This window comes from Candidatus Microthrix parvicella Bio17-1, assembly GCF_000299415.1.
In the GTDB taxonomy this organism is placed as follows: Bacteria; Actinomycetota; Acidimicrobiia; order Acidimicrobiales; family Microtrichaceae; genus Microthrix; species Microthrix parvicella.
On sequence record NZ_AMPG01000001.1, the window covers coordinates 946365 to 958714 of the forward strand.

General features: G+C 68.5%; 13 protein-coding genes. 6 read left to right on the plus strand and 7 right to left on the minus strand.

Features of this window, described 5'->3' with window-relative positions:
• Positions 1 to 19: 19 nt before the first annotated feature.
• Positions 20 to 1117: a Zn-dependent alcohol dehydrogenase gene (locus tag MPARV_RS0104630; protein WP_012227009.1), complete on the plus strand. Its 1098-nt coding sequence runs from the start codon at positions 20 to 22 to the stop codon at positions 1115 to 1117.
• 42 nt (positions 1118 to 1159) lie between these two features.
• Here the strand turns inward: MPARV_RS0104630 and MPARV_RS0104635 are convergent, their stop codons facing one another.
• Positions 1160 to 1657, minus strand: coding sequence for a fluoride efflux transporter FluC (locus tag MPARV_RS0104635; protein ID WP_012227011.1), 498 nt, complete (start codon positions 1655 to 1657; stop codon positions 1160 to 1162).
• A 42-nt stretch (positions 1658 to 1699) separates the two neighbouring features.
• On the opposite strand from MPARV_RS0104635, the gene MPARV_RS0104640 reads away from it, so the two are divergent.
• On the plus strand, positions 1700 to 2086 hold the full coding sequence (locus MPARV_RS0104640) for a fluoride efflux transporter FluC (protein ID WP_020377415.1): 387 nt from the start codon (positions 1700 to 1702) through the stop codon (positions 2084 to 2086).
• A 60-nt stretch (positions 2087 to 2146) separates the two neighbouring features.
• Here the strand turns inward: MPARV_RS0104640 and MPARV_RS0104645 are convergent, their stop codons facing one another.
• The 5 genes from MPARV_RS0104645 to MPARV_RS0104665 are packed head-to-tail and all read right to left on the minus strand — an operon-like array spanning position 2147 to position 7590.
• Positions 2147 to 2536 carry an RNA-binding S4 domain-containing protein gene (locus MPARV_RS0104645; RefSeq protein ID WP_012227015.1) on the minus strand — a complete coding sequence of 130 codons (390 nt, stop codon included), beginning with the start codon at positions 2534 to 2536 and terminating at the stop codon, positions 2147 to 2149.
• A 27-nt stretch (positions 2537 to 2563) separates the two neighbouring features.
• Positions 2564 to 3322 carry a 6-phosphogluconolactonase gene (locus MPARV_RS0104650; protein ID WP_012227018.1) on the minus strand — a complete coding sequence of 253 codons (759 nt, stop codon included), beginning with the start codon at positions 3320 to 3322 and terminating at the stop codon, positions 2564 to 2566.
• The gene (zwf, locus tag MPARV_RS0104655) at positions 3322 to 4833 is read right to left on the minus strand and encodes a glucose-6-phosphate dehydrogenase (protein ID WP_081582169.1); all 1512 of its coding nucleotides are present in this window, start codon (positions 4831 to 4833) and stop codon (positions 3322 to 3324) included. Before zwf ends, MPARV_RS0104650 begins: the two co-directional genes overlap by 1 nt.
• Before the next feature lie 2 nt (positions 4834 to 4835).
• The gene (gene gnd, locus MPARV_RS0104660) at positions 4836 to 5870 is read right to left on the minus strand and encodes a phosphogluconate dehydrogenase (NAD(+)-dependent, decarboxylating) (RefSeq protein WP_012227022.1); all 1035 of its coding nucleotides are present in this window, start codon (positions 5868 to 5870) and stop codon (positions 4836 to 4838) included.
• Positions 5871 to 5928: 58 nt separating this feature from the next.
• The gene (locus MPARV_RS0104665) at positions 5929 to 7590 is read right to left on the minus strand and encodes a glycosyltransferase family 39 protein (RefSeq protein ID WP_157789459.1); all 1662 of its coding nucleotides are present in this window, start codon (positions 7588 to 7590) and stop codon (positions 5929 to 5931) included.
• 43 nt (positions 7591 to 7633) lie between these two features.
• On the opposite strand from MPARV_RS0104665, the gene MPARV_RS0104670 reads away from it, so the two are divergent.
• Positions 7634 to 8278 carry an NUDIX hydrolase gene (locus MPARV_RS0104670; protein WP_012227039.1) on the plus strand — a complete coding sequence of 215 codons (645 nt, stop codon included), beginning with the start codon at positions 7634 to 7636 and terminating at the stop codon, positions 8276 to 8278.
• Here MPARV_RS0104670 and MPARV_RS24550 read toward each other — a convergent pair.
• The gene (locus MPARV_RS24550; RefSeq protein ID WP_012227041.1) at positions 8261 to 8416 is read right to left on the minus strand and encodes a hypothetical protein; all 156 of its coding nucleotides are present in this window, start codon (positions 8414 to 8416) and stop codon (positions 8261 to 8263) included. The two genes, MPARV_RS0104670 and MPARV_RS24550, sit on opposite strands and share 18 nt — an antisense overlap.
• 35 nt (positions 8417 to 8451) lie before the next feature.
• Here MPARV_RS24550 and MPARV_RS0104680 point away from each other — a divergent pair, with 35 nt between their 5' ends.
• The 3 genes from MPARV_RS0104680 (at position 8452) to MPARV_RS0104695 (ending at position 12348) form a co-directional block, all read left to right on the plus strand.
• Entirely contained in the window at positions 8452 to 9459 is a 1008-nt protein-coding gene (locus tag MPARV_RS0104680; protein ID WP_012227043.1) for an LLM class flavin-dependent oxidoreductase, read from the plus strand.
• Positions 9460 to 9484: 25 nt separating this feature from the next.
• Complete coding sequence (locus tag MPARV_RS0104685; protein ID WP_020377417.1) at positions 9485 to 10480, plus strand: cation diffusion facilitator family transporter; 996 nt, start codon at positions 9485 to 9487, stop codon at positions 10478 to 10480.
• 587 nt (positions 10481 to 11067) lie between these two features.
• A complete protein-coding gene (locus MPARV_RS0104695) occupies positions 11068 to 12348 on the plus strand; it encodes a DUF3089 domain-containing protein (RefSeq protein WP_020377419.1) in 1281 nt (426 codons plus the stop codon).
• Positions 12349 to 12350: the final 2 nt, after the last annotated feature.

Below are 12350 nucleotides of genomic sequence, written 5' to 3' on the forward strand. Positions count from 1 at the left end.
TCCCAACGGGGAGGTGCCGATGAGAGCAGCACTGTTGGAGACAGCCGGCGAACCGGTGACGATGACCGACGATCTGGAGGTGGCGGGTCCCGGACCCGGCCAGGTGACCGTCGACGTCGAGTGGTGCGGATTGTGTCATAGCGACCTGTCGCTGCTGACCGGAGTGCATCCGGCACCGCTGCCGATCGTGCTGGGTCACGAAGCTGCAGGGCGGGTTGCCGAGCTGGGCTCCGGCGTCACCCGCCTGGCCGTCGGCGATGCGGTGGTACTCACGCCCATCCCCCCGTGCGGCACCTGCTACTGGTGCGTGCGCGATCAGGCGAGCCATTGCGTCAACTCGATTTCGTTGCTGACCAACGCCTTCCCCGACGGCTCTACGGCCCTCTCGCTCCATGGGGAGGTTGTCTACCGGGGCTTGGGCGTCGGGGGTTTCGCCCAACGGGTGTTGGCCGACCAAAACGCGGTGATCGTGGTGCCCGACGACGTTCCGCTGGACGTCGCCGCCGTCATCGGATGCGCCGTCCAAACCGGGCTGGGCGCCGTGTTCAACACCGCTCGGGTGCGCCCGGGCGACACGGTGGCGGTGCTGGGACTGGGTGGCGTCGGCATGTCGGTGGTGGCGGGCGCCCGCATCGCCGGGGCATCGCGCATCGTCGTCTCCGACCCGCAGCCTCACCGACTGGATCTGGCTTCCGATGTTGGCGCAACCGACCTGGTCGACCCTCGAAGCGCCGACGTGATCTCGACCGTGCAGCGGGTCACCAACAACATCGGAGTCGATTGTGCCTTTGAGGCCGTCGGGTCGGCGGCGGTGGTGGAGACCGCTCTGGCCGCCACGCGCAACGGCGGCACCACCGTGCTGGTGGGGGCAGGACCGATCGACGAGTCGATCCAGTTGTCGCCGACGTTCTTCGCCGTCTCCGGCAAACGGCTGATGGGCTGCCTACTCGGCGGGGTGAACTCACTTCGCGACGTCCCCATGATCATCGAACTGCATCGATCCGGCCGGCTCGACCTGGAGGCCCTCATCACCGCCAGGCGGCCGTTACAGGAACTGGGAGAAGCGGTTGCCGACATGGAGGCGGGAGTCGGCCTCCGCACGCTCCTTGCCATCTGAACCACATCCACCGATGTCGGTCGTGCGTCGGTGCAGCAGGCCTCATTCGTCACGCACGGCGGTCCGTCCCAGCCACAACCCGACGGCAGCGGCGGCGACCCCCAGCATCACGCTGAGCAGCCCATAGCCCAACGCAGTGGCCAGGTGAGTCTGGCCCAGCCGGGTGTCGAGCTCGACGGCGAAGGTGGAGTAGGTGGTGAAGCTGCCCAGTACGCCCACCCCTAGAAACGGCCGGAGATATTGATGGTCGGGGAACCGTGCGATTGCAACCGCGGTGAGCACACCCAGCAACAGGCTGCCGCCCACGTTGGCGATCAGCGTCGCCCAGGGGACACCCAGGCCGTCGGTCGCCACCGCCTGGGCCAGGCCGTATCTTCCCAATGCCCCCAAGGCCCCGCCCAGGCTCACCGCCACCATCACCTCGAGGCCGGGCCACACCTCCCGGCGCAGTACCTGATCCGGGCGCTCCAGCAGGTCCGGGTCGATCGCCGCGTCGACGACGGGCAGGCCGGGTGAAACTGCGGGCTCGTTCGGGGTCATCACCGACGAGCGTAGAACCGGGCATCGTCCTACGCTCGTAGGATGGTCTGGTTGGCGGTTGGGATTGGCGGAGCACTCGGCGCCCCCCTTCGCTTCGTCACCGACCGCTGGGTGCAGGAGCGACGCTTTGGCGACGACGAACTGACCGCCTGGCCGTTGGGCACGCTGGCGGTCAACGTGATCGGTGGGTTGATGCTCGGGGTGATCGTGGGAGCAAGCCGCTACGGCACATTGGGAGCGGTCCCGGTCGCCGTCATGGGCACCGGGTTTTGCGGCGCGCTCACCACCTTCTCCACCGCGTCGGTCGAGACGATTCGGCTGGCCGAAGCCGATCGCTGGCCGGCGGCGCTGGCCGTGGCGGCATCCAACCTGCTGCTCACCATGACGGCCGCAGCATTGGGGCTGGGGCTGACCGCCGCCATCTGGTGACGATCCCCGTCTGGGCTCCAACCAGGGTCATCGACCACGGAGCCGCCGCCCACCTCGGATTCACACCTCGCCGATCTCGTGGCGCCATCGGTCGATCTGCCGCCTGTCCCGCTTGGTCGGACGCCCTGCGCCAGGATCGCGTTGAGCCCACGCGGCCGCCGTCCCGGCGGGCTCCGGCCGATCCTCGGCCAGCACCCGGTAGCTTGCCTCGGCCAGCGGGGCGCCCACGCGTTTGGAGCGCAGTTCGACCACCTCCACCTCCACCTCCAGACGCCAGGCGCCCCTGCGCACCTCCACCCGGTCGCCAACCGACACCTTGGTGGACGCCTTCACGGCAGCGCCGTCCAGGCGTACCCGCCCCGCCTTGACCGCGTCGGTTGCCGCGGTGCGGGTCTTGGCCATCCGCACCGCCCAGACCCACGCGTCCAACCGGACGGTTGCCCCGCTCATGAAGCATTCATCGTGCACTCGGCGGTGTCACGTTCGATCCGACCCGCCGGGTGGATCGCCATCGGTCACGATGACGGTCGAGGCGCGCTCAACCCGACCGGCGGGCACGGAGACGTCGCCCGTCACCAGCGAGTGCAGTGCCCGGGCCTTGGTGTGATCCTGTCCAGAGACAACCCACCACACCCGGGCCCTGGCCGCGTTCAGCACCGGATAGGTCAGGGTCAGGCGGCGGTGGCCCTGGTACGGCCCGGTCAGCGCCACAGGTCGATCGACGACGTCCAGCACCGGGTCACCCGGAACCAAGGAGGCGGTGTGTCCATCCGGGCCGAGCCCCAACTGGAGCACATCGAAGCGGGTCTCAGCCCCGGCGAGCTGCACGAGCCGACGACGGGCCTCGTCACGCCAACGCCCGCCCCCGACGGCGTCCGTCACCTCGACGTCCTCCACCGGCAGCAGCGCCACCGACGCCGGTCGAACCGGCAAGGCATCGACGAGACGGGTCAAGAGCACGGCTGCATTGCGATCGGGGTGCGCAGGGGCCACCACCCGCTCGTCCACCTGGCCCACCGACACGCGTTCCCAATCGACGTACAGGTCGGCGGTTGGCGGTTGGGTGGCCAGCGCCACCAACGCGTCGAACACCGGGCCCACCGTCGAACCACCCGAGAACCCCACGGACGCCCGACCTCGCTGGGAGACGGCACGGGACAACATCCTGGCGGTCGTCTCGGCTGCCAGGACGGCAAACCGTTCGGGACCGGCGGCCACCGCCTCCAAATCAGCCATCACCCGACACCAACATCACTCACACCACCGTCGGGCAGCAGGGGGTGATGCCAGCCACCGTCGGGCGTGGCCGCCATGAGACGCGTCAGGTCGTCGGGTCGCAGATCCTCATGCAGTTCAGGCCCCCAACTCCCCACCGCATAGGGCAGGGCGGCCGGGGCGGAGGCAACCACCGGGTCGACCACCCGCCAGGCCTCCTCCACCGACTGGGCCCGTGCGAACAGCGTTTGATCCCCACGCAGCGCATCCCCGATCAGCCGGGCGTAGGCCTCCTGATGCGGGCCATCACGCGTCGAGTCGTACTCGTAGCGCATGTCAACCGCCTGCGACACGATCGACTCGCCGGGGCCCTTCACCGACACCAGCAGCGACACACCCTCCCCCGGCTTCATGCGGAACCGCAGGTGGTTGGAGTGGGGACGTATGGCCTGTGGATCGGCGTAGAACATCTGAGCGGGGTTCTGGAACTCCACCACCACCTCGGTGGCGGTGACCGCCATGGCCTTACCGGCTCGGATGTAGAACGGCACCCCCGCCCAGCGCCACGAATCCACCCAGGCGCGCAGCGCTACATAGGTCTCCACCTGGGAATCCCCCGCCACGCCGTCCTCGCCCCGGTAGCCGTCGTACTGACCCCGCACCACGTCGTTGGGATCAACGGTCCGCATCGCCCGCATCACCTTCATCTTCTCTTCGGCCAACTCCCGGGCGCTGGTGTCGATCGGTGGCTCCATCGCAACCAGGGCCAGAACCTGAAGCAGGTGATTCTGCACTACATCGCGGATGGTGCCCACCTCCTCATAGAACCGTCCCCGGCCCTCGACACCGAAGTCCTCGGCCATCGTGATCTGCACGCTGGCGATGTGGTGGCGGTCCCATGCGGGATGGAACATGGCGTTGGCCATGCGAAACACCAGCAGATCCAACGTGGGCTCCTTGCCCAGAAAATGGTCGATGCGGAAGATCTGCTCGTCGTCGTAGGACGAGTTCAGCGTGGCATTGAGCTCCCGGGCGCTCGCCAGGTCTCGGCCGAACGGCTTCTCGACAACCACCCGTCCCGCCTGGTTGGCCCCGATGTCGTCCAGGCCTTTCACGACGGTTTCAAAGAGGCTGGGGGGGATGGCCAGGTAGGCCAACGGGGCGGTTGCACCGTCCAACGCTGCGGAGACCCGGCCGAACGTGTCGGCATCGCCGTAGTTCCCCGACACATAGCTCAGCCGGTCGACGATGCAACCCACCGCGTCGTGGTCGAGCGCGCCGTCCACCTCCTCCTCCAGTGAGGACCGCACCCGATCGCACAACTGCTCCAGCGTCCAGTCGCTGCTGGCCACCCCGACGATCGGCACGTTGAGTCGGCCCGCCAACGCCAGGTCGTACAACGCCGGAAACAGCTTCTTGCGGGCCAGGTCGCCCGTGGGGCCAAACAGGATGATGGCGTCGGAATGCTCGGCTGTGCCACACGCCGTGAGCCCGGCGGCCGCCGGACCCCGCCCGCCTGGGGCTTCGGTCACGTTCACGCCCCTACCCCCGTGCCGTCATCGGTCTTCTCGTGGTGACCACCGAACTGATATCGCATGGCGGAGAGCACCTTGTTGGCAAAGTCGTCCCGGCCCCGGCTGGCGAAGCGCTCATAAAGCGCCGCCGACAGCACCGGCGTGGGCACACCGGTCTCCACCGCGGACAGCACCGTCCAGCGGCCCTCACCCGAGTCGGACACGCGCCCGGCAAAGCCGTCCAGCGTGGGGGCCTCAACCAGGGACGCGGCGGTCAGGTCCAGCAGCCACGACGGGATCACGCTGCCCCGACGCCACAGTTCGGCGATCTCGGGTACGTCGAGGTCGAACCGATAGGCGTCGGGTTCACGCAGCGGCGTGGTCTCGGCGTCCAGGTCCACCTCCTGGGCGCCGATGTTGGCGTGATGCAACAGGTTGAAACCTTCGGCGTAGGCCGCCATCAGCCCGTACTCGATGCCGTTGTGCACCATCTTCACAAAGTGTCCGGCTCCCGGGGGGCCGCAGTGCAGGTAGCCGCGTTCGGCCTGGCTGGGCTCTCCTGTGCGTCCCGGTGTCCGGTCGACCCCCTCCACCCCGGGGGCCAGGTCGGCCAGGATCGGCTCGATATGGCCCACGGCATCGTCGGTGCCGCCGACCATGAGGCAATAGCCACGCTGTTCACCAAAGACTCCCCCCGACGTGCCGGCATCGACGTACGCAATGCCCTGATCGGCCAGGTCGGCCGCCCGAGCCATATCGTCCCGGTAATAGCTGTTGCCGCCGTCGATCACGATGTCGTCGGCTTCAAGCAGCGAGGTCAGCTCGTCGACGACTCCGGACACCGCTCCCGCAGGCACCATCACCCACACCACCCGCCGGGGCTTCAGCAGCGACACGAACTCGCCGAGGGAGGACGACGGGGTGGCCCCCTCCGCCGCCAACGCCTCCACCGGTTCAGGATCCAGGTTGTACACAACGCACTCGTGACCGGCGCTCATCAGTCGCCGCACCATGGCGGCCCCCATCCGGCCCAGTCCGATCATTCCCAGTTGCATGCCTACCCCTTGGTGGTGTCGGCCCGACGGGCCTCGGCACTGTTCTACCCCCTGTGCGCTACTGGGGCGCGTCGTCGCCACCGGCCTCGGGTGGCGGACGGCCGCCGTACACCACCAGACCCGCCTCGCGAGGTGTCACCCGCTGATCGAAGCTGATCACCCAATAGCTGCCGATGTGCACCTCCTCTGCAATCGGCGTGCCACTGAAATAGGCCCAGCCCTGCAGCCGCTTGGCGTTCTTCAACCCCCCGTCCTCCAGCACGAAGGTGGTTTCGGGCACTGCCAATGCCAACTGCTCGAACTCCACCACCCGAGGTGCACCAAAGGACGAGGCAATGATCTTGCCGCCGGAGAGAAAGTGGATCTGCATGCCGGCGGTGTCGGTGGTGACGACCGTGTGGCCACGCTTCTCCAAGTACCGCACCACCCGCTCGATGCCTGGTGATGCGATGAAGCTGTTGGGCACGTCGTACTTCGCCAACGACTCCATACCTTGCAGGCCCCACACCGTCGTCGACGCAAGCAACGCCACCACCCCCACGGCCCACAACGCGTCGCCACCGCGCCGCCGATGAGGCACCAGCACGGCGATCACCACGGCCAGCGTCGGGACCAACGGGTACAGGTACCGAGGGGCACCCGGGCTGAGTGCCAGGACCAGGTTGAGTGGGGCTGTCAGCCCGCTCACGATCACAATTCCCGGCAGAAACCATCCGACCGCATGACGGGTTCGCCGCCACGCCACCGCCAGCGCGAGGCCCAGCAGCGCTGCACCCAACCACCACGGCAACAGGTTGCGGTCCAGGTCCCATGGAGTGGCGGTTCCGCTCAGCAGGCCGAGGCTGCGGAGCCATGCCGAGGCGCCATCCAACCAATCGAGGCCCTTCAGTCGACCGCCGGTCAGCGATTCCCAGCGGTTGGTGACGTTCCACACCAGCCACGGGGCGGCCCCGACCACGGTCGAGCTGATCAGGATTGGGAGCCGACGGCGCGCCGGCTTCGACCGTGCGATCACCCATCCGCCCGCGGCCAGCGCTACCGGTGCCAACAGCGGCGTGGTCCACCAGCCGACCCCGGCCACCAGCCCCAGCGCCATGACGTCGACCGGCCCGGCGTCCTCCTGGTCGATACGCAGTGCCAGCAGCATCGTGAGCGCAGCCAACACGATGGCAATTCCGTAGAAGCCACGCTCTTTGGTGGAATTCCACACCATCCCGGCCGGAAAGACCCAGGCGATGCAGGGCGCCAGGAGGCGGGCCAGGCGGTCTTCGGTGATCCTGCGGGCCACCCTCCAGCACAGCACCACCGCCACCACGTGCAGCACCAACGGCACCAGCTTGAGCATGAACACGTTGGAGCCGCCGATGGCGAAGGCACCGGCCACCAGGGCCACTTCGGGCGTGCCGCCGTAGGGCTGGTTCAAGAAGAACACACCCAGGCGGCCGTCCAGAAACTGATTGGCCTGGGTTGCCACGGTGGCCGCATCCAGATCGGGAATGCCCATCGGCCCGTCGATCACCCAGGCCCTCGCCGCCACGCCAAACACAGCGGCCGCCAAACCGACCCAAAACAGGGGATCGCCGGCCCACGTGACGAGGCGCGATCTCAGCGCGGCCATGCGGCCACTTCCACCGCGCCCACCGTCATCGGTGGTCGGCACCATGGCCCGGCCGGCCAACTCCGCCCCGCGTGCGTCGGCACTTCTCTGCTCAGTCGGCACGATGGCCACCTCCGCAACCCGCACAAGGCATGATACTCAGCCCATGACCAGCCCCTCCGACCCGGGCTCGTTGCTGAGTGCCCCTCCCCCAGGTGCACTCGACGAGTCCTCCGACCTCGACGTCACCCGGACCCAGCTCCACGCCACGCTGGTGGACCGGCCGGATGCGATTGCACACCGCCGCAACATTTTGGTCTTCATCGACGAACATCCCGATGCTGCCCACCGCAGCTGCGCCGAGGCGCACCTCACCGGTTCGGCCGTCATCGTCAGCGCCGACGGCACCCGGGCGCTGATGATGCTGCACGCCAAGGTGGGCCGCTGGCTCCAGATGGGCGGTCACGCCGACGGCAACACCAACCTGGCCTCGGTGGCGCTCCGGGAGGCCAGCGAGGAGTCGGGCATCGACGGCCTGAGAATCCTGCTCCCAGCCATCGACGTCGACGCCCACACGATCAGTCACCCACAGGACGGCTGCCACGATCACCTCGACCTGAGGTTCCTGGTGCTCGCCCCCGAGGGTGCGGTCGAGCGACGCAATGCCGAGAGCCACGAGCTGCGCTGGGTCGCGGCCGATGAGGTGGGCCTGCTCGAGCCCGCAGTCGACGAGGTCACCGCCTGGCTGATTCGACGGGCGCTCACCTCTGCGCCCACCTCCGAAGGTGGCTCCTCAGCCGCCGCCCGCTGACGGGTCGTCGTCGCCGACGATCACGTCCTCGTCAATCGGGTCCTCGCCAGCAAACAGGTGGGCCCAGCACGGCGCGTCGCCGCCCTCGTCGGCGGGGTCGTTTTCAGACGCCGGCTCGCGGAGATCGTCGGCCCTCATCTCGTTCAGGCTACGACCACATCTACGATCAGCCCATGGCTTCCACCCAACCCGACCCCGGTTCGGGCGACATCGGCGCCGCGGCCTCCGCCGTCGCCTCCTCCGCCCAACGCCCAACGATGACCGTGGGCCTGGCGCTGCCCACCATGGCGACGGGCTGGGACCGATCCACGCTGGTCAACTGGTGCGACCTGATCGATGACGGCCCTTTCAGCTCGGTCAGCTGTGGTGAACGCATGACCTTCCACAACCCTGAGATGATCACGACGCTGGGCGCGGCAGCCGGCCGGTGCGACCGCGCCACGATCTTCCTCAACCTGGCGGTGGCCCCGTGGCACGCCACCGCGTTGCTCGCCAAGCAGGTGGCCACCCTGGACGTCCTGACCGACGGGCGGGTGGAGCTCGGGCTTGGCGTTGGTGGGCGCCGGGAGGACTACGACGCCCTGGGCGCGCCCTGGGCCGGACGCCATCAGCGCCTCGACGACCAGGTTGCCGAGCTGCGGCGGTGGTGGGCGGGCGAGACCGTACTGGAAGGCGCTCCCCCGCTGGGCCCACCGGTGTTCCAACCCGGTGGGCCGCGGCTGTTCGCAAGCGCAAGCGGCCCCAAGGCGCTGGCCCGTGCGGCCCGGTGGGCCGACGGCAACAGCTGGTTCGACTTCAACCTCGACGTCGACGCGGTGCTCGACGGCGCGAGGCGCACGGCCGACGCCTGGACGACCGCCGGAACGGCCGTCCGTCCGAAGTTCAAGGTGGCGTGCTTTGCATCGCTCGGCCACGATGCCGCCGCCACGCTCGCCTCGTTCACCGCCGCGTACCTGGCCGTGTTCGGCCGCCGCTTCTCCTCGGCGACCGCAGAGGCCACGCAGTTGCACGACGACAGCGTGCTGAGGGAGCGCATCGAGGCGCTGGCAGCCACCGGCGCCGTCGACGAGGTCATCCTGGTTCCCGCCACCACCGACATCGGATGTGCCACGTCGATGGCCGAGCTGGTCGACGCCGCCAACCTCACCATGCCCGCGAAGGCTGTACCGTCTGACCCATGATGCGGGCGGGACAACGGGCTCAGCGTTGACGAACCACGGCGACCCGGGTTCCGTCGTGCCGCTGGACAAGTCATCCAGGCGACACCGCAATCGACTGGTGGTGGCGTTCGGGCTGTCGGCGGTCTTCCTGGTGGCCGAGGTGGTCGCCGCCATCCTCACCGACTCGCTGGCCCTGTGGGCCGGCGCGGGCCACATGCTCGCCGACGTGGTCGGCATGGGCATGGCCCTCTCAGCGATCGGCCTCGTCGAACGTCAGCGACGACGCCATCGGATCGATCCCTCGGCCACCTCGCGCGTCTTGGGGCCGTACCGCTTGGAGATGGCGGCGGCGTTCATCACGTCGGTGGCCCTCGCCGCCGTGGCCGTCTACGTCGTGGTCGACGGCATCGGACGGCTCTTTGGCGAGTCCGGCGTTCGAGGGTTGGGCATGCTTGTGGTGGCGACCGCCGGGCTGCTGGTCAACCTCGCCACCTTCGTGTTGCTCCGGGAGGGCGACCGGGTGTCGCTCAACCTCTCCGGCGACTCCCTGGAGGTGCTGGCCGACACGCTCGACACGATGGGCGTCATCGTCGCTGCGCTCATGCTCGACGTGCTGGGATGGGCATGGGCCGACTCCGTGGTCGGCGTGGCCCTGGCCCTGTGGCTGGTCCCGCGGGCCCACCGGCTTGGCCGCCACGCCATGCGAATCCTGCTGAGGGACACCCCACCCGATCTCGACGTGGGCGAGTTGGAGCAAACGCTTCGCCGCTTCGAGGGCGTGGTCGACGTGCGCGACCTACGTGTCTGGACGCTCAGCTCCGAGCTGGATGCCGCCTCGGTTCATCTGGTGGTGGTCGACGCCGAGGCCCAGCACTCGATCTCGGAACACGTCCGCGAACTTTTCGAGCACCACTGCGACATCTCCCATGGCACGGTCACGCTCAGCGTCGAAAACCAGTCTGAGGGCGGTCAGCCCCAGTCCGGGCAGTCCGGGTCCGGGCAGCCCCAGTCCGAGCAGTCCCGGTCCGAGGTGCGCTGGTAAGCACCAACGGTCGTGGTGTCAGGTGCTCTGCCGAGGCCGGGGCCCAACACGCTGATTCGCCGTCACCGACCACCCGGTTCGTCAACACCTCGCTATCTCCCGCGCGCACGTAGTACTCCCACGCCAGCCCGTCGGGGCCGTCCACCCAGGTCTCGGTCGTGGCGGCGTAGCAGCACTCGGTGTCGTCAACGGCCTCGAACAGCACCAGCTTGAGCGACGGGTACCCGATGACGAAGTTGGCGTAGCCCGGCCGAACCCGAGCCGGTTCGGCGTCAAACATGCGGCCGTAGAAGCCGATGGCCGCGTCCAGGTCAGTGACGTCGAGTGCGAGTTGCAGACGCATGGGAACTGCCCAGATTCCTAGAGATGTTGATCGGCTCCGGGGGGCGAGGATTGTGCCTGCGACCTCACCGAGCCCTTGGGGCGTTCCCAGCCGACGGTCAGCCATCACCAGCCAGTTGGTGGCGGGCGGCATCCTCGAGCGCGAGCAGCGGGGCCGTCGGGCCTGGTTCCGGCTGCGACCCCAGCGGCTCCTCGCCCTGGCAGACGCACTCTCGGGCCACCGCCCGGGCCCGTAGGATCATCCGATGATCAAGCGATTCCTCCCCGTCATCGCAGCTCTTGCACTGATCGCCTCCGGGTGCGCCGGCGACGACTCGGCGAACGAGACCGCGAACTCAACCGCCACAACCGCCACAACCGCCACAACCGCCACAACCGCCACAACCGCCACAACCGATGGCAGCGTCGACGCGGGCACGTTGAAGCGGTACTCCAAGTACACGCCTCAGCAGTATGCGGGCACCAACAACTGGCTGTGCCATCCAGACGCCGACGACCTGTGCGACGACGACATGGACGCCACCCAGGTCAACGCCGACGGGTCAACCAAGGTGATCCCCTGGACTCCGGCGAAGAACGCGCCGGTCGACTGCTTCTACGTCTACCCCACCATCAGCGCCGACCCGGGCTCCAACAGCGACCTCAACCCTTCGCCCGAGCAGGAGGGCTACGCAGCCCGCAATCAGGTCGCCCGTTTGGGCGAGCAATGCCGGGTCTTTGCGCCCGTCTACCGCCAGGTCACCTTGGCAGGGCTGACCGGCAAGGCGTCGCCCGATGCTTGGGACATCGCATACGACGACATATTGGACGCCTGGAAGAGCTACATGGCGCAGGCCAACGACGGCCGGGGCGTGGTGCTGATCGGCCACTCCCAGGGCGCAGGCATGCTCAAGCGTCTGATTGAGGAGGAGGTCGACCCCAACGACGACGTGCGCTCACACCTGGTGTCGGCCTACCTCGCCGGAGGCTCCGTTGCGGTCCCGAAGGGCAAGCTCGTCGGGGGCGACTTCAAGCACATCGCGCTGTGCTCCAAGGCCGACGAGGCCGGCTGTGTCGTGACGTGGTCCACCTTCCGTTCCACCGCCCCACCACCCGACGATGCCATCTTCGGCCGAACGACCGAGGCGGGCATGCGGGCCGGATGCGTCAGCCCGGCCAAGCTGGCGAGCGGATCAACCAACCTGCACGGCTTCTTTCCCGCCGATCGGAGCGCCACCATCCTGGCCGGCGGTCAGGCCGGACCGCCCGCAACTCCCACTGTGGAGAACTCATGGGTGGATCCCAAGGTGGGCGTGGTCGACACCCCGTTCGTCACGCTGCCCGGCCTCACCAGCGGCGCCTGCGCCTCCAACGACTCCGCCGACTGGCTGGAGATCACCGTCAACGGCGACCCTGCCGACCCGCGGGCCGACAACATCGGTGGCGACCTGTCGCCCCAGTGGGGCCTGCACCTGGTGGACATCAGCCTGGTGATGGGCGATATTCAGACCGCGGTGGACTCCCAGACCTCCGCCTACACGGGCTGAGC

Bases quoted from the DNA above. Each gene is read 5' to 3' on its own strand.
- MPARV_RS0104640 (WP_020377415.1), top strand. From the start codon at position 1,700: ATGGTCTGGTTGGCGGTTGGGATTGGCGGAGCACTCGGCGCCCCCCTT.
- MPARV_RS0104630 (WP_012227009.1), top strand. From the start codon at position 20: ATGAGAGCAGCACTGTTGGAGACAGCCGGCGAACCGGTGACGATGACC.
- MPARV_RS24550 (WP_012227041.1), bottom strand. From the start codon at position 8,416: ATGAGGGCCGACGATCTCCGCGAGCCGGCGTCTGAAAACGACCCCGCC.
- MPARV_RS0104695 (WP_020377419.1), top strand. From the start codon at position 11,068: ATGATCAAGCGATTCCTCCCCGTCATCGCAGCTCTTGCACTGATCGCC.
- gnd (WP_012227022.1), bottom strand. From the start codon at position 5,870: ATGCAACTGGGAATGATCGGACTGGGCCGGATGGGGGCCGCCATGGTG.
- MPARV_RS0104645 (WP_012227015.1), bottom strand. From the start codon at position 2,536: ATGAGCGGGGCAACCGTCCGGTTGGACGCGTGGGTCTGGGCGGTGCGG.
- MPARV_RS0104650 (WP_012227018.1), bottom strand. From the start codon at position 3,322: ATGGCTGATTTGGAGGCGGTGGCCGCCGGTCCCGAACGGTTTGCCGTC.
- MPARV_RS0104680 (WP_012227043.1), top strand. From the start codon at position 8,452: ATGGCTTCCACCCAACCCGACCCCGGTTCGGGCGACATCGGCGCCGCG.
- MPARV_RS0104670 (WP_012227039.1), top strand. From the start codon at position 7,634: ATGACCAGCCCCTCCGACCCGGGCTCGTTGCTGAGTGCCCCTCCCCCA.
- MPARV_RS0104635 (WP_012227011.1), bottom strand. From the start codon at position 1,657: ATGACCCCGAACGAGCCCGCAGTTTCACCCGGCCTGCCCGTCGTCGAC.